Source organism: Klebsiella sp. 64, from assembly GCF_018223915.1.
GTDB classification, from domain to species: Bacteria; Pseudomonadota; Gammaproteobacteria; order Enterobacterales; family Enterobacteriaceae; genus Klebsiella; species Klebsiella pneumoniae.
In genome coordinates, this window is the sequence record NZ_JAGRQZ010000036.1 from 100,054 (window position 1) to 117,610 (window position 17,557).

Annotated in this window: 11 protein-coding genes; 8 read left to right on the plus strand and 3 right to left on the minus strand. The window is 57.9% G+C overall.

Annotated features, from left to right (window positions below; genetic code table 11):
- Positions 1-74: 74 nt before the first annotated feature.
- On the plus strand, positions 75-2,915 hold the full coding sequence (gene rcsC, locus KHQ23_RS22730; RefSeq protein ID WP_002913009.1) for a two-component system sensor histidine kinase RcsC: 2,841 nt from the start codon (positions 75-77) through the stop codon (positions 2,913-2,915).
- A gap of 45 nt (positions 2,916-2,960) precedes the next feature.
- Here the strand turns inward: rcsC and rcsB are convergent, their stop codons facing one another.
- Together rcsB and rcsD are read right to left on the minus strand one after the other, a co-directional pair.
- The gene (gene rcsB, locus KHQ23_RS22735; protein ID WP_002913007.1) at positions 2,961-3,611 is read right to left on the minus strand and encodes a response regulator transcription factor RcsB; all 651 of its coding nucleotides are present in this window, start codon (positions 3,609-3,611) and stop codon (positions 2,961-2,963) included.
- Positions 3,612-3,626: 15 nt separating this feature from the next.
- Positions 3,627-6,278 (minus strand): phosphotransferase RcsD, encoded by a 2,652-nt coding sequence (gene rcsD / locus KHQ23_RS22740; protein WP_211776934.1) that lies wholly within the window; start codon positions 6,276-6,278, stop codon positions 3,627-3,629.
- Positions 6,279-7,049: 771 nt separating this feature from the next.
- On the opposite strand from rcsD, the gene KHQ23_RS22745 reads away from it, so the two are divergent.
- The 6 genes from KHQ23_RS22745 (at position 7,050) to mgtE (ending at position 14,412) form a co-directional block, all read left to right on the plus strand.
- A complete protein-coding gene (locus KHQ23_RS22745; protein WP_004175037.1) occupies positions 7,050-8,162 on the plus strand; it encodes a porin OmpC in 1,113 nt (370 codons plus the stop codon).
- A 103-nt stretch (positions 8,163-8,265) separates the two neighbouring features.
- The gene (gene apbE, locus KHQ23_RS22750; RefSeq protein WP_004180700.1) at positions 8,266-9,318 is read left to right on the plus strand and encodes an FAD:protein FMN transferase ApbE; all 1,053 of its coding nucleotides are present in this window, start codon (positions 8,266-8,268) and stop codon (positions 9,316-9,318) included.
- A 73-nt stretch (positions 9,319-9,391) separates the two neighbouring features.
- Complete coding sequence (gene ada, locus KHQ23_RS22755) at positions 9,392-10,456, plus strand: bifunctional DNA-binding transcriptional regulator/O6-methylguanine-DNA methyltransferase Ada (RefSeq protein ID WP_002913002.1); 1,065 nt, start codon at positions 9,392-9,394, stop codon at positions 10,454-10,456.
- Positions 10,456-11,109 (plus strand): DNA oxidative demethylase AlkB, encoded by a 654-nt coding sequence (gene alkB / locus KHQ23_RS22760; protein WP_004140817.1) that lies wholly within the window; start codon positions 10,456-10,458, stop codon positions 11,107-11,109. Before ada ends, alkB begins: the two co-directional genes overlap by 1 nt.
- Positions 11,110-11,183: 74 nt before the next feature.
- Positions 11,184-12,827: a multidrug ABC transporter permease/ATP-binding protein gene (locus KHQ23_RS22765; protein ID WP_073553560.1), complete on the plus strand. Its 1,644-nt coding sequence runs from the start codon at positions 11,184-11,186 to the stop codon at positions 12,825-12,827.
- Positions 12,828-12,975: 148 nt separating this feature from the next.
- Positions 12,976-14,412, plus strand: a complete 1,437-nt coding sequence (mgtE, locus tag KHQ23_RS22770) for a magnesium transporter (protein WP_002912996.1) — start codon at positions 12,976-12,978, stop codon at positions 14,410-14,412.
- Here mgtE and KHQ23_RS22775 read toward each other — a convergent pair.
- Positions 14,375-15,535: a SulP family inorganic anion transporter gene (locus KHQ23_RS22775; RefSeq protein WP_072277563.1), complete on the minus strand. Its 1,161-nt coding sequence runs from the start codon at positions 15,533-15,535 to the stop codon at positions 14,375-14,377. The genes mgtE and KHQ23_RS22775 overlap by 38 nt on opposite strands.
- Positions 15,536-15,894: 359 nt before the next feature.
- On the opposite strand from KHQ23_RS22775, the gene mqo reads away from it, so the two are divergent.
- Entirely contained in the window at positions 15,895-17,529 is a 1,635-nt protein-coding gene (gene mqo / locus KHQ23_RS22780; RefSeq protein WP_002912994.1) for a malate dehydrogenase (quinone), read from the plus strand.
- Positions 17,530-17,557: the final 28 nt, after the last annotated feature.

Sequence of the window (17,557 nt, forward strand, 5' to 3'; positions counted from 1 at the left end):
ACATTGCGGCAAAGCCGGTTTACCGCTACCTTAACCGCATTCTGTTGAGTCCCTGACGGCCGAGCATCGCCACATTGAAATATCTTGCCTCTTTTCATACAACCCTGAAGGTTTCACGTTATCTGTTCAGAGCGCTGGCGGTATTGCTGTGGCTGCTTATTGCGTTTGTCTCTGTGTTTTATATCGTCAACGCGCTGCACGAGCGGGAAGCCGAAATCCATCAGGAGCTTAATCTCAACGCCGATCAGGCCCAGCGCTATATCCAGCGTACCGCGGATGTAATGAAAGAGCTGAAGTATGTCGCCGGTAATCGCTTGTCGGCAGGGGACGCGGTAGCGCAAGGGCAAAACGGCGATATGGCGGTGCCCAACTTTGAACCCCTGTACCCCGATTCCGACTGCAGCGCGATGAGCGCCACCTGGCGTAATTCGCTGCAGTCGCTGGCATGGTTTATGCGCTACTGGCGGGATAATTTTACTGCCGCCTACGACCTTAACCGCATCTTTCTCATCGGCAGCGATAACCTCTGCATGGCCAACTTTGGCCTGCGGGACGTGCCGATTGAGCGCGATCAGGCGCTGAAAGTCCTGCATCAGCGCATAGAGCAATATCGCAACGCGCCGCAAAATGAGCGCGGCAACAACCTGTTCTGGATAAGCCAGGGCGTTCGCCCTGGGGTGGGCTATTTTTACGCCCTGACGCCGGTCTATATGGCCAATCGCCTGCAGGCGATGCTGGGCGTGGAGCAGACCATCCGCATGGAAAGCTTCTTTACGCCGGGCAGTTTGCCGATGAGCGTGACGATCTTTGACGATAACGGCCAGCCGCTGATTTCGCTGGCCGGTGCGGAAGGTAAAATCCAGAGCGAAGCGAAGTGGATGCAGGAGCGGATGTGGTTTGGCTACAGTTCGGGTTTCCGCGAGCTGGTGCTGAAAAAAAGCCTCTCGCCGTCCTCCCTGAGCATCGTCTATTCCGTCTCGGTAGATCAGGTGCTGGAGCGGATCCGTATGCTGATCATCAATGCTATCGTTCTTAATATCCTCAGCGGCGCGATGCTGTTCGCGCTGGCGCGGATGTATGAGCGGCGCATTTTTATCCCCGCGGAGAATGACGCCCAGCGCCTGGAAGAGCACGAGCAGTTCAACCGCAAAATTGTGGCTTCTGCCCCGGTAGGGATCTGTATTCTGCGCACTGCCGACGGGACCAATATTCTCAGTAATGAACTGGCGCACAACTACCTGAACATGCTGACCCACGAGGACCGCCAGCGGCTGACGCAGATCATCTGCGGCCAGCAGGTCAATTTTGTCGACGTGCTGACCAGCAACCATACCAACCTGCAGATTAGCTTTGTTCATTCACGCTATCGCAATGAAAACGTCGCCATTTGCGTGCTGGTGGACGTTTCCGCCCGCGTGAAAATGGAGGAGTCGCTGCAGGAGATGGCCCAGGCGGCGGAGCAGGCCAGCCAGTCGAAATCGATGTTCCTGGCGACCGTTAGCCATGAGCTGCGTACCCCGCTGTATGGCATCATCGGTAACCTCGATCTGCTGCAGACCAAAGCGTTGCCGAAAGGCGTCGATCGCCTTGTGACGGCGATGAACAACTCCTCCAGCCTGCTGCTGAAAATTATCAGCGATATTCTTGATTTCTCGAAAATCGAGTCCGAGCAGTTGAAGATCGAGCCGCGGGAGTTCTCTCCGCGCGAAGTCATGAACCATATCTCCGCTAACTATCTGCCGTTGGTGGTGCGCAAGCAGCTGGGCCTGTACTGCTTTATCGAGCCGGACGTTCCGGAACAAATGTCCGGCGACCCGATGCGCCTGCAGCAGGTGATCTCAAATCTGCTCAGCAATGCGATAAAGTTCACCGATACCGGCTGTATTGTCCTGCACGTCCAGTGCGCGGGGGATTATCTGCAGATTAGCGTTCGCGACACCGGAGAAGGGATCCCGGCGAAAGAGGTATTGCGCCTCTTCGATCCTTTCTTTCAGGTGGGGACCGGCGTGCAGCGCAATTTTCAGGGCACCGGCCTTGGCCTGGCGATCTGTGAAAAACTGATCAGCATGATGGATGGCGATATTGCTGTCGAAACCGAGCCGGGGATGGGTAGCCGCTTTACCATCCGTATTCCTCTGTATGGCGTGCAGAATACCTCACCGGTGAGCAGAGACGGTTTCGCTGGCAAGACCTGCTGGCTGGCGATTCATAACACTTCGCTGGCGATGTTCGTCACCTCGCTGCTCAGCTACCACGGCCTGACGGTCCGCCGCCATGCCGGCGAAACGCCGGACGCCGAGGATGTCTTACTCACTGACGATGAGGCGCTGAGCGGATGGCAGGGAAGGGCCATGGTCATCTTCTGTCGCCGTCATATCGGTATTCCGCAGGAGCGGTCCGCCGGCGAATGGCTGCACAGCGTGACGACTCCCCACGAACTGCTGCCGCTGCTGGGGCGTATTTTCCATGTTGCGCTCGCCAGTGCGGAAAATAGCCCGGCGCTGATGGCCCCGGAGGCGCAGGCCGGCAATAACGACGACATGATGATCCTCGTGGTCGACGATCACCCGATCAACCGCCGCCTGCTGGCGGATCAGCTGGGTTCGCTCGGCTACCAGTGCGTGACCGCGAACGACGGGATCGACGCGCTCAACGTCCTCAGCAAGCAGCACATCGATATCGTGCTCAGCGACGTCAACATGCCTAATATGGATGGCTATCGCCTGACGCAGCGCATTCGTCAGCTTGGCCTGACGCTGCCGGTGATTGGCGTAACGGCCAATGCCCTGGCGGAAGAGAAGCAGCGCTGTCTGGAATCGGGGATGGACAGTTGTCTGTCCAAGCCGGTCACCCTCGACGTACTGAAGCAAACGCTGACGGTATATGCGGCGCGGGTGCGTAAAGGGCGGGAATAATGGGGGGCTCCGTCTCGCCCCGGCGAGACGGAGAGGGCGAAGAGATTACTCTTTGTCCGTCGCGCTCAGCGAGACGGAAGAGAGGTAGTTCAGCAAGGCGATGTCGTTTTCGACGCCCAGCTTCATCATCGCCGATTTCTTCTGGCTGCTGATGGTTTTAATGCTGCGATTAAGCTTTTTGGCGATCTCGGTTACCAGGAAACCTTCGGCGAACAGGCGCAGCACTTCGCTCTCTTTCGGCGACAGGCGTTTATCGCCATAGCCGCTGGCGCTGATTTTTTCCAGCAGGCGAGAGACGCTTTCCGGGGTGAATTTCTTCCCTTTCTGCAGCGCGGCCAGCGCTTTTGGCAGGTCGGTCGGCGCCCCCTGCTTGAGGACGATCCCTTCGATATCCAGATCCAGCACCGCGCTGAGGATCGCCGGATTGTTGTTCATGGTCAGAACAATGATCGACAGATCCGGGAAGTGGCGCTTGATGTATTTAATCAGCGTGATCCCGTCGCCGTATTTGTCACCGGGCATGGACAGATCGGTGATCAGCACATGGGCGTCCAGCTTCGGAAGATTGTTGATAAGGGCCGTGGAGTCTTCAAACTCGCCAACGACGTTCACCCACTCAATTTGCTCAAGTGACTTACGAATACCGAACAGTACGATCGGATGGTCATCGGCAATAATTACGTTCATAGTGTTCATGTATAAGGCTACCTTCTACAGCAAGCTCTTGACGTAAGCGTCAATGTCGCTGATATATTTTTCTATGCCTTGCGCATCCTTTTCGCGAATCAGATGCTCAAGCGTTTCACATAACTGCTTGCCGGGTATCAGATTAAGCATAGCAAATGCCCCTTTGAGGCGGTGGGCGGTTTGCGCCAGAGCAGCAAAATCGCCCGCTTCGATTTCAGTATACAATCTCTGAACATCATCCGGTACCGTATCGGCAAACAGTGCGTAATAGCCGCTGGCATGGAGTTCGGCGTTACTCTCGTTTCCTGAGGTGACGGGCTGAACCGCCTCCTCCGCCAGCTGCTGCTCAATAAGCTGCAGGATAGCCTCCTGCATCGCCGTGCTAATATTAAAGTTGACCCGCAGTTGGCCCGGGCCGATCTTGCGTATCCCGACCTCATCATCGCTTAAAAGCAAGCCTGAAGCAGTAAGATTAGACGGATTATCCGTTAAATAAAGATCAAAGGCTTGACTGGTCGCCCGATCGTCCGGTGTGATGCAGGACGCTCCCCAGCTCTCCAGCTGGCGAGTGACAATCCGCCGCACTTCGCTGGAAGTCACATCCAGCAGGACGATAACGTCATCCAGCAAATGCTCTCCCGCCTCTGGCGCCTCTTCGCTAGCCGGCATTTTCAGATGCAGGGTATAGCGCGTCCCCAGCGACTCCCGGGCTTTAATGGTCAATTGCCCGCCCAGCTTGCGCGTCATGCGGTCGCATAGCCAGAAGGTAAGGGCGTTTGCTTTGCCGTACAGGTCGCTCTGGGTCTCGTTGAGATACGGGAAGTGCATATTGTCGATCTCGTTTGCCGAGACGCCGTTGCCGGTATCCAGAATGCGGAAGGTCAGGCGATCGCTGGCCGACTCATCCTGACAGACGTCGAGGGTGATCTTGCCGATAGGCGTGGTGGTCACTGAATACTGGATTAACAGCACCAGCGTGCGCCGCAGAGCTTCACGGTCGCCATAGCGCTGCTCGCCGGCCGGGAGCGCATTGTTGATGAGCAGCTGCAGACCCTTGCGTTTCATCGCCGGCAGCACTTCCGGCACGACGTCGTCAATAAGCTCCTGCACCGAGAACAACGTCTGGTTGGTTTTCCAGGCATCGCTTTCCAGCAGATTGGCGAGCTGAATGTCATCGATGAGTTTGACCAGCTCATCGGCATGCTGGGCCAGCGTCCGATTCTCTGTACTACTGAGCGCCGCCGCCTCTGCCGCCAGCGTCAGCGCGGGCTGTTTCAGGGCGCTGCCGATGTGCTGCATAAAGGCGGCCCGTCCCTGCTGGTTTTTCTCATACAAGCGCTGGGCCTGCTTGAGCTTTTTATTAACCAGCACTTCGCGGTCCTGATCACGGATGATCAGGATCTGGGTGCGCGGCGCTACCTGGCTGCGATACTGGCGGATTTCATACTGCTCATTGTTGACGGTGGCCTGGATCACTCCCTGATGCTGGTCCGCCATATTGGTGATGTTCTGCAGATTCAGGTGCGGAAGCAGATGGTCGGCAATTGGATTGCTGATAACCGTTCGGTTGGCTTCCTGATCGTGAACGAGCAGCCCCAGCGGCAGCAGAGAAACAATCTCTTCGTTAATGGCGCGCAGCAGACGCAGTTCGCTGTTGGCGGCGGAGGGGAGCCCGGCGCCAGACGAATGGCTGCGTCCTTTATAGTGGCGAAAGGTGGTAAAACCAAACAGCGCCAGCAGACCAATGTTGAGCAGCAGCGGCAGAAGAATGTTCTGCATGGACTCCAGCAGCATGGTGCTCATTGGTACCGTCCACAGCAACTGCATACCGGTGGTGCTGATGTCGGTGGCGATGTCAATCTGCATGCCGTTAAAGGTGATCCCGATATGATCGGCGCTCTCTTTATCCGGCGTGGTGGCGAGATTTTGCGACGGGTCAGGCTCGATACGGAAGCTGTCGATGGTCATGCCGGGCGGGATCAGATCGTTAATCGGCAGATCGAAGGCGACCACCGTGGCAAGGTGTCCGGGCTGGTTGAAGGTGGTGCGTAACGTAAAATAGTGCGCGTTCTGCCAGGCGAGATGGCGCAGTGGCGAGAACGTCTCGCGCTCATCAAGGGTATTAGCCTGCAGCAGCATTTCCGCGCGCCGTGACTCCACGACGCTGCTGATCGTTGACTCTTTGAAGCTCGAAGAGAGGTCCTTCAACGGCAGGGTGGAGACCAGGATCAGACTATTGTCCAGGCCGTTGAGATAGTACATCGACCACGGAATGGTCTCCGCGCCCCACAAAATATCGAGATAATCGGACATTTTCTGCGTCATTTCGAGGGTGGAGCTGTCATGGGAGCCAAAGATCAGGGCTTCGGTTTTACGCCGGGGTTTCTCCAGGTAGTAAACGTCCTGTTTTAAACGCGTCTCCTGCAGACCGCCGCTTGCGGTGTTGACTGAGGTGGCGGCGATATTGTCGTAGATCTGCCAGGTGGCATAGCGCCAGGCGTCAATGCGCTGGTGCAGAGCGTGGGAGATATCAACCACCTGATAGCTTTTCTCCTTCAGCCAGGCATTGACGGCGCTTTGGATCATCACCCCCATTGTCGCCAGCAGGACAATAACCATCAAAATGAAGAAGCGGCTGATGTTGCCGGGGATCAGGGAGAATTTTTTCGGGGTCATCTTGTGGCTGAACGACTCATCATTGTTTGTAAACAGGATGTAGCGCCAGAGTAACTGGCAACAAAGCAGATGCTGCTGGCAGTATAAAGGCTAATGGCGTAAATCCATACTACAGATTGGCGCCAGCGGTGCGATGCCGCCCAGGAATTATCTTAGAAACGAAGCGTAAATGAAACCGCGCCGGGAAGGTTAACCGGCGACGATATTGACGGAAACAAAAGGGAAGAATCGCACGAAATAACAAGACATTGGCAGAATATGCCCCACTGATGGCCTAATTGATTGATTAATAGTCGTTAGGGAATCATTAGCCGTAGCACAGATAAATTAAAGTTGTGTAAAGAAGGGTAAAAAAAACCGGATGCGAGGCATCCGGTTGAAATAGGGGTAAACAGACATTCAGAACTGAATGACGGTAATAAATAAAGTTAATGATGATAGCGACTCTTATTTTAGCCACCAATGATCATTTTGTTTTACCATTCAGTGCTATAGATATGCTGTCGTCTATCACTTTGATTATAAAAGGTTAAATATTTTTTTTGATGATTAGTGCGTATTTCCCTGACCATTTTGCGGTGAAAAAAGTTCCGCTGAATTTACAAATTGAAACATCTTGTGGGAACTTTGAAACATCTTAGAAGTTTTAGTATCATATTCTTGTTGGATTATTCTGCATTTTGCAGCACAATGAAATAGCCGACTGATTAGAAGGGTAATCAGTAAGCAGTGGCATAATAAAAGGCATATAACAAACAGAGGGTTAATAACATGAAAGTTAAAGTACTGTCCCTCCTGGTACCGGCTCTGCTGGTAGCAGGCGCAGCAAATGCGGCTGAAATTTATAACAAAGACGGCAACAAATTAGACCTGTACGGTAAAATTGACGGTCTGCACTACTTCTCTGACGACAAGAGCGTCGACGGCGACCAGACCTACATGCGTGTAGGCGTGAAAGGCGAAACCCAGATCAACGACCAGCTGACCGGTTACGGCCAGTGGGAATACAACGTTCAGGCGAACAACACTGAAAGCTCCAGCGATCAGGCATGGACTCGTCTGGCATTCGCAGGCCTGAAATTTGGCGACGCGGGCTCTTTCGACTACGGTCGTAACTACGGCGTAGTATACGACGTAACGTCCTGGACCGACGTTCTGCCGGAATTCGGCGGCGACACCTACGGTTCTGACAACTTCCTGCAGTCCCGTGCTAACGGCGTTGCAACCTACCGTAACTCTGATTTCTTCGGTCTGGTTGACGGCCTGAACTTTGCTCTGCAGTATCAGGGTAAAAACGGCAGCGTCAGCGGCGAAGGCGCGACCAACAACGGTCGTGGTTGGAGCAAACAGAACGGCGACGGCTTCGGCACCTCTCTGACCTACGATATTTGGGATGGCATCAGCGCTGGTTTCGCGTACTCTCACTCCAAACGTACCGACGAGCAGAATAGTGTTCCGGCACTGGGTCGTGGTGACAACGCTGAAACCTACACCGGCGGTCTGAAATACGACGCCAACAACATCTACCTGGCCACTCAGTACACCCAGACCTACAACGCAACTCGCGCCGGTTCCCTGGGCTTTGCTGACAAAGCGCAGAACTTCGAAGTGGTTGCTCAGTACCAGTTCGACTTCGGTCTGCGTCCGTCCGTGGCTTACCTGCAGTCTAAAGGTAAAAACCTGCAGAATAACTTCACAGGTGTAAACTACGGCGACCAGGACATCCTGAAGTATGTTGACGTTGGCGCGACCTACTACTTCAACAAAAACATGTCCACCTATGTTGACTACAAAATCAACCTGCTGGATGAAAACGACTTCACTCGTAAAGCCGGTATCTCTACCGACGACGTGGTTGCACTGGGCCTGGTTTACCAGTTCTAAGTTGCAAGCTGCATAACAAAAAGGCGCCTCTGGCGCCTTTTTTTATGTCCGGTTTAACCTCGCTGGTATACTCTTGTCGCCCTGGTAAGAGGAGCCTCGATTAATGGATATGACTTTCTTTCGCGCCGCGCTGCTGGGCGCCTGCGTTCTGCTCTCTGGCTGCGATTCAGCTACCACTCCTGCGACCCCCACCGCGACGGCCACCGTGCTGGATGGCAAAACGATGGGCACCTTCTGGCGGGTCAGCGTCATTGGCGTGGATGAGGCAAAGGCCCAGGCGTTGCGCGCCAAGGTTCAGGCCCAGCTGGACGCCGACGATCGCCTGCTGTCGACCTGGAAAAACGACTCCGCGCTGATGCGCTTCAATCATGCCGCCACTACCGAACCATGGCCGGTGAGCGAAGCGATGGCGGATATCGTCACCCTGTCGCTGCGGATTGGCGCCAAAACGCACGGCGCGATGGATATTACCGTGGGGCCGCTGGTCAACCTGTGGGGCTTTGGCCCGGATAAACAGCCGGTCACCACCCCGGATGCCGAGGCGATAGCCGCGGCGAAGGCGCGCACCGGCCTGCAGCATCTGCAGGTTATTAATCAGAGCGGCAGGCAGTTCCTGCAAAAAGATATTCCCGATCTGTTTGTCGACCTCTCCACCGTGGGGGAAGGCTATGCCGCCGACCACCTCGCGCGGTTGATGGAGCAGGAGGGGATCTCCCGCTATCTGGTGTCGGTGGGCGGAGCGCTGGTCAGCCGCGGGATGAACGGCGAAGGCAAGCCCTGGCGGGTAGCGATCCAGAAACCGACCGACCGCGAAAACGCCGTTCAGGCGATTGTCGACATCAATGGTCACGGCATCAGCACCTCCGGCAGCTATCGCAACTACTATGAACTCGATGGCAAACGCATCTCGCACGTTATCGATCCGCAGACCGGGCAGCCGATAACCCATAAGCTGGTCTCCGTGACCGTCATTGCGCCAACGGCGCTGGAGGCGGACGGCTGGGATACCGGACTGATGGTGCTGGGGCCGGAAAAAGCGCAGCAGGTGGTGCGCGAGGAGGGGCTGGCGGTCTACATGATCGTTAAAGAAGGAGAGGGTTTTAAAACCTGGATGTCGCCGCAGTTCCGCACTTTCCTTGTCGGCGAGAAAAATTAAAAAGCAAGATTGCGGGTTTTTTACTGCGGGCTTTACCACAGACTGAGGGTACACTTACAGCTGGAGACCCGTCATGAAACCGATAGTTGCCGATACCGATGATCGCCGCTGGCAGGCGGTCTGCGAACGTGATACCCGGGCCGATGGTCAGTTCGTCTTTGCGGTACTGACCACCGGCATCTGCTGTCGTCCCTCCTGCCGCTCGCGGCGCGCGCGGCGGGAAAACGTACGCTTTTTTGCCGACGTCGCCGCCGCCGTGGCGGCGGGATTCCGCCCCTGCAAACGCTGCCAACCGGATAAAGACTACCCGCAGCAGCAAAGGGTCGACAAAGTGGCGCAGGCCTGTCGGCTGCTGGAGCAGGACGCGCCCCTGACCCTCGAGGCGCTGGCAGGCCAGCTGGCGATGAGCCCGTTTCATTTCCACCGTTTATTTAAATCCGTCACCGGCATGACCCCTAAAGCCTGGCAACAAGCGTGGCGGGCGCAGCGCCTGCGGGAAGCGCTGGAGCAGGGGATACCGGTGACCCGCGCCGCGCTGGCGGCTGGTTTTCCCGACAGCAGCAGCTATTATCGCCAGGCCGACGCAGCGTTAGGGATGACCGCCAGTCAGTTTCGCCGCGGCGGCGCCGCCACCGTGGTAACCTGGACCACGGGCGACTGTGCGCTGGGTCGTTGCCTGGTGGCGCAGAGCGAGCGCGGCGTCTGCGCGGTGCTGCCGGGTGATAACGATGCGGCATTGCTCGACGACCTGCGCCGGCGCTTTCCCAATGCCGAGCTGCGTGAAGGCGACCCTGATTTTTGTCAGCAGATGGCCGAGATTTTCGCCCACCTCGACGACAGCCGGCGGCCGGTATCGCTGCCGCTGGATCTGCAGGGCACTGCGTTTCAGCTGCAGGTCTGGCAGGCGCTGCGGCAGATCCCGGTGGGCGAGACCCGCAGCTACCGCCAGGTGGCAGAGCATATTGGCCAGCCGCGGGCGGTAAGAGCCGTGGCCGGCGCCTGCGCGGCGAATTCGCTGGCGGTGATTGTTCCCTGCCACCGGGTGGTGCGTGAAGATGGCGCCCTGTCCGGTTATCGCTGGGGAACGGCGCGAAAAGCGCAGCTGCTGGCGCGCGAGGCCCAACATGAGGAGGAGTAATGCTCGATCTGTTTAGCGATACCCCACCGTGGCAGGAGCCGCTGGCCCCCGGCGCGGTGGTGCTGCGGCGATTTGCCCGCGAACGCGCCCCGGCGCTGCTGCAGGCGATAGCCGACGTCGCCAGTCAGTCGCCGTTTCGCCAGATGGTCACGCCGGGCGGGTACACCATGTCGGTCGCCATGACCAACTGCGGCGCGCTGGGCTGGACTACCGATCGCCACGGCTATTTGTACGCCCCGGTCGACCCGGTAACCGATCAAACCTGGCCGCCGATGCCTGCCGTATTTCATGAACTGGCGCTGGCGGCGGCCGCCGCCGGCGGCTATCCGGAGTTTTCCCCCGACGCCTGTTTGATTAACCGCTATTGTCCTGGCGCAAAACTGTCGTTGCATCAGGATAAAGATGAACAGGATCTGCGGGCGCCGATTGTCTCGGTCTCGCTGGGCTTGCCGGCTATCTTTCAGTTTGGCGGCTTGCAACGCAGCGACCCGCTGCAGCGGCTGCTGCTGGAGCATGGCGATGTGGTGGTCTGGGGCGGCGAGTCGCGCCTGTTTTATCATGGCATTCAGCCGCTGAAAGCGGGGCATCATCCGGAAACGGGCGACTGTCGTTACAATCTCACCTTCCGACAGGCGGGCGGTCGCCAGTATTAAAATAAGAATTATTCTTGATGTCATCGGCGAGCCGTTTAAACTGCTGGCTGTTTTGCTTTTGCGGATAGCCTGTTATGGAACTTCTCTCTCTCGTCTGGCGCCAGTACCGCTGGCCGTTTCTGGGCGTTATTGCTCTCAGCCTGCTCAGCGCCGCGCTGGGTATCGGCTTAATCGCTTTCATTAACCTGCGTCTGATTACCGCTGTCGATACCTCGCTGCGGGTCCTGCCGGAGTTTCTTGGTCTGCTGGGGCTGCTGATGGCGGTGACCCTGGGTTCGCAGCTGGCGCTAACCACCCTCGGCCACCATTTTGTCTATCGTCTGCGCGGTGAGTTTGTTAAACGCATTCTCGATACCCAGATTGAACAAGTAGAGAAGATCGGCAGCGCGTCGCTGCTTGCCGGGCTGACCAGCGATATCCGCAATATCACCATCGCCTTTGTGCGCCTGCCGGAGCTGGTGCAGGGGATCATTCTCACCTTCGGCTCCGCGGCCTACCTCGCCTGGCTGTCAGGAAAAATGATGCTGGTGACGGCGCTGTGGATGGCGCTCACCATCTGGGGCGGCTTTGTGCTGGTCTCGCGGGTGTACAAACATATGGCCAGCCTGCGCGAAACGGAAGATAAACTGTATCACGACTATCAGACGGTGCTGGAGGGGCGTAAAGAGCTGACCCTCAACCGCGAGCGCGCGGAGTATGTGTTTAACCAGCTCTACCTCCCGGACGCCCGGGAGTACCGGCACCATATCGTTCGCGCCGATACCTTCCACCTCAGCGCGGTCAACTGGTCGAATATTATGATGCTTGGCGCCATCGGGCTGGTGTTCTGGATGGCCAACAGCCTCGGCTGGGCCGATACCGCCGTGGCGGCGACCTATTCCCTGACGCTGCTGTTTCTGCGCACGCCGCTGCTCTCCGCCGTCGGCGCGCTGCCCACGCTGCTCAGCGCCCAGGTGGCGTTTAACAAGCTGCGTCAGTTCTCCCTCGCCCCGTACCGGGCCGACTTTCCCCGGCCGCAGGCGCATCCTGACTGGCAGACGCTGGAGCTGCGCGATGTCACCTTCCATTATCCGGACCAGCGCTTTGCGGTAGAGCCGCTTAATCTGACGCTGAAGCGCGGCGAGCTGGTGTTTTTGATAGGCGGCAACGGCAGCGGCAAGTCAACGCTGGCGATGCTCCTGACCGGCCTGTACCAGCCAATATCCGGTCAGATCCTCGTCGACGGCCAGCCGCTGGCGGCGGAGAGGCCAGAGGAGTACCGCAAACTGTTTTCCGCAGTGTTTACCGACGTCTGGCTGTTTGACCGCCTGCTCGGGCCGCAGGGCGAGGAGGCCGATCCGGCGCTGGTGGCGACATGGCTGGAGCGTCTGCAAATGGCTCACAAGCTGCAGCTGGAGAACGGAAAAATCGCCGACCTGCGGCTGTCGAAAGGGCAGAAGAAGCGCGTGGCGCTCCTGCTGGCGCTGGCCGAGTCCCGGGACATCATTCTGCTGGATGAATGGGCGGCGGATCAGGATCCGCATTTCCGCCGCGAGTTCTACCAGGTCCTGCTGCCGCTGATGCAGCAGATGGGCAAAACCGTGTTCGCCATCAGCCATGACGATCACTACTTCCAGCACGCCGATCGTCTGCTGGAGATGCGCGCTGGCCAGCTCGCCGAACTTACCGGCGAAGAGCGGGAACAGGCTTCCCGCGATGCGGTGGCCCGTACGGCCTGATTCACAACGCGCGCCCGGAAAAGCCCGGGCGCCGCTGAAATTTTCAGCGTCTACATCGCTGACGGTTATTATTTCCCCCTCCTCGCGCTATGCTTAAGGCTTCCGGCCCGCAGGCCGGCTCACCATTCTCAAAAGGATTGCCCGATCGATGTCCGTTTTGCATAAAAAAAGCGCCCGCTTGCGTGACGAAGAGCGCGCCCGTCTGATTTGGCTCTTGAGCACCGATAAAGCGGTGACTTCCGCGCTGCTGGGCAAACTGACGCTGGCTGAGCGCTATGATGAAGGGACGCTGGCCGATGACCTGGCCGAAGTGGAAATGCTGGTCTCGCATCTGCCGCCGCCGGATCTCGCCGATGCGCTGGAAGCGCTTCCCTATGACGCCCGCACCGCGCTATGGTGCCTGGTGCCCGACGATAAACGCGGCGAAGTGCTGCTGGAGGCCTCAGAGAACGTCTGGGGCGACCTGATCGACAAGATGAGCGATCCCGAGCTGCTGCAGGCCATGCAGCCGCTGGATATCGATGAACAGGTTTACCTGCTGCAGCATCTGCCGCGCAACCTGACCGGACGGCTGCTGGCGACCCTGCCGGCCGAGAAGCGCGCCCGTATTCGCCAGATTATGCGCTACGCCGACAACAGCGTCGGGTCGATCATGGAGTTTGAGGTCATTACGGTGCGACCGGAGGCCACCCTGGCGGCGGTGCAGCGCTATCTGCGGCGTCTCGGTAAAATGCCGGAAAACACCGATAAGCTGTTCGTTACCACCCGTAACAAGCTGCTGCTCGGCGAGCTGGAGCTGCAGACCATTCTGCTCAATGATGCGCAGAAGCGGGTGGGGGAGGTGATGGAGGGCGACCCGGTCACCTTTCAGCCGCACGAAGAGGCGGAGAAGGTGGCGCGCACCTTCGAACGTGATGACTTGCTCAGCGCCGCCGTCATTGATGCCGACGGCAAGCTGATCGGGCGCCTGACCATCGATGAGATCGTCGATGTGGTTTATGAAGAAACCGATAACGATCTGCGGCGGATGGGCGGCCTGAGCGATGAAGAGGATGTCTTCGCCCCGGTCAGCAAAGCGGTGAAAACCCGCTGGGCGTGGCTGGCGGTCAATCTGTGTACGGCGTTTATTGCTTCCCGGGTCATCGACGGCTTCGAACACACCATTTCACAGCTGGTGGCGCTGGCCTCGCTGATGCCGATCGTCGCCGGGATTGGCGGCAACACCGGCAACCAGACGATCACCATGATCGTCCGGGCGATGGCGCTGCAGCAGATCCAGCCCGGCAGCTTTACCTTCCTGATCCTGCGTGAAATGGGGGTCGCCCTGATTAACGGTCTGGTGTGGGGCGGGATTATGGGAGCCATCACCTGGTGGCTGTATGACGATCCGCAGCTCGGCGGGGTGATGACGCTGGCCATGATGCTCAACCTGCTGATGGCGGCGATGATGGGCGTGATAATCCCGATGGTCATGGTGAAGCTGGGGCGCGACCCGGCGGTCGGCTCCAGCGTGATGATCACCGCCATCACCGACACCGGCGGCTTCTTTATTTTTCTGGGTCTGGCGACGCTGTTTCTAATGTAGCCTGCGCTTTTGCCCGCAGGCGGCGGGGGATGATCGCCATCGCGACAATCCCCGCCAGCACACCGATCGCCAGATTGCTGGTTCCCACCGTCGCGGCGACGGTCACCAGCATCACCAGCGTTTCCGGCCACGGATTACGCGCCAGCTCGCCCGGGCGAATGCTGTGCCAGCTAAAGGTTTTCACCGCCACGATCACCATCACCCCGGCCAGAACCGCCATCGGGATCTTCGCCATCACCTGGCTGAGCGCTGTCACCAGCAGGAGCAGCACCAGGCCGGCGATTACCGTTGAGAGGCGGCTGCGGGCCCGGCCCATTTCCACGTTCACGATAGTCTGGCCGATCATCGCGCAGCCGGCGATGCCGCCATAGCAGCCGGCAAGGATATTGGCGATACCCAGCCCGGCGCTTTCCCGCGATTTGTTCGACGGGGTATGAGTGAGATCATCCACCAGCTTAGCCGTCAGCAAGGACTCCATCAGGCCGACAAAGGCGATGCTGAGGGCGCACGGCCAGATTATCTGCAGGGTGGTCAGGTTCAGGGGAACGGTCAGGGCGGTGAACCCCGGCAGGCCGCCGCTCATCGAGCCTTCATCGCCGACGGTCGGCAACTGCTGGCCAGTGGTGACAGTATAGAGAGTGAGCGCGACGATGGCGATCAGCGGCGCCGGGATAGCCTTAATAACGCGCGGCGCCCACAGGACGATAAGCAGCGTCAGGACGAACAGGCCAACGATTAGCGGTTGTCGACTCCAGAAATGCGGCACCTGAGCAAAGAAAATCAGGATCCCAAGGGCGTTGACGAACCCGGTCATCACCGCCGGGGGAATAAAGCGCATCAGGCGCGCCATGCCGCACAGACCAAACAAAATTTGAATAATACCCGCCAGAATGACAGCCGGTAAAATGTACCCCACGCCGTGCTGATGCACCATCGGGCCAATCACCAGCGCCACCGAGCCCGCGGCGGCGGTGACCATCGCCGGGCGTCCGCCGAAGACTGACATCGCCAGGCAGAGCACCACCGAAGCAATCAGGCTTACCTGCGGGTCAACGCCGGCAATGACTGAAAACGAAATCACTTCAGGGATGAGCGCCAGGGCGGTGAGCACGCCGGCCAGCACTTCGCGCGTCAGTAAAGACGGGGAGCGGAGGATGGGACGGAGGTTGCCGGAAGCGGCGGGGTCAGAAACTGGAGGCATAAAAAAAGTTCGCAGCTTATAAAAAAAGAGGGAGCGGTGTCAGGCCCTGCTTCCGTGCGGTCTGTCACAAAACCAGGGATGATAGCGCGGAATCTGTCAGCGCACCAGTACAAAAAGTGATTTGGTGTATACATTTATTAAACATTTTTATAACGGATCTCAAAACAGAACTTAAAATTTAAACAATATTTAAATTTTTGAGCTTCGGTGGTAACGTGAGGGGTGAGAATCGTATCACCTGCGCTAAATAAAAACAGCGAGTAAAGTAAGGCTCAAATCCGATGAATAAAAAGATGGCCGTACCACGCTCACAGGCGGTTGGTCCCAACAGCACTCGGACCAACACCCGCCATGAGCAAGAGACGGATGTATTGTTGATTGGCGGCGGCATTATGAGCGCCACACTGGGAACCTGGCTGCAGGAGCTTGAGCCAGACTGGTCTATTACCATGGTTGAGCAGATGTCCAGCGTGGCGGAAGAGAGCTCAAACGGGTGGAATAATGCGGGTACCGGCCACGCGGCGCTGATGGAGCTGAACTACACGCCGCAGACCGCCAACGGCATCAATATCGACAAAGCGGTCGACATCAACGAAGCCTTCCATATCTCGCGTCAGTTCTGGGCGCATCAGGTGACGCGCGGCGTCCTGAACAAACCAAAATCTTTCATTAACAGCGTGCCGCACATGAGCTTTGTGTGGGGCGAAGATAACGTCAACTTCCTGCGTGCGCGCTACGCGGCGCTGCAGCAAAGTGAACTGTTCCGCGGTATTCGCTATTCTGAAGACCATCAGCAGATCAAAGCCTGGGCGCCGCTGGTGATGGAAGGCCGCGACCCGTTGCAAAAGGTCGCCGCCACTCGCTCAGAAGTGGGAACCGACGTCAACTATGGTGAAATTACCCGCCAGCTGATCGCCGGTCTGCAAAAGCATGATAATTTCTCCCTACAGCTGGGCACCGTGGTGCGTCGCTTCAAGCGCAACGCCGACAAGAGCTGGACGGTCACCCTGGCGGATGCCGACAATCGTCGTCAGAAGCGGGTCATTAAAGCCAAATTTATCTTTATCGGCGCCGGCGGCGCAGCGCTGACCCTGCTGCAGGAGACCGGCATTCCGCAGGCCAAAGAGTATGCGGGCTTCCCGGTCGGCGGCCAGTTCCTGGTCTGCGAAAATCCGGAGGTGGTGAACCACCATCTGGCGAAGGTCTACGGTCAGGCCGAAGTGGGCGCGCCGCCGATGTCGGTGCCGCACATCGATACCCGTATTATCGACGGTAAACGCGTGGTGCTGTTCGGACCATTCGCCACCTTCTCGACCCGTTTCCTGAAGAACGGTTCGCTGTGGGATCTGCTGGCCTCGACGAATACCTCAAATATTTTGCCAATGCTCAACGTCGGCCTGGACAACTTCGATCTGGTAAAATATCTGATTAGCCAGGTGATGCAGAAAGATAAAGATCGTCTGGCCGCGCTGTGCGAATATTATCCGGAAGCGCGGAAAGAGGACTGGCGGTTGTGGCAGGCCGGTCAGCGCGTGCAGATCATTAAGCGCGACGCGAAGAAGGGCGGGGTACTGCGCCTGGGCACCGAAGTGGTCAGCGATGATGAAGGCACCGTCGCGGCGCTTCTCGGCGCGTCGCCAGGGGCCTCCACCGCGGCGCCTATTATGCTGCAGCTAATGGAAAAAGTGTTTAAAGATAAAGTCAATTCGCCGGAATGGCAGGCCAAGCTGAAGGCGATCATCCCAACCTACGGTATTCGTCTTGACGGCAATCCGGCGGAGATCGAGAAAGCGCTGGCGTGGACCAGTGAAGTGCTGGAGCTGAAATATGAGCCAGCTGGGGCGGTGGATGAGGTACCGCAGGCGGAGCTGAAGCCGCTGAGCGGCGGCAAGCCGATGGCGGATATCGCGCTCTGATAAACGCTCTGACAAAAACGGCAGCCTG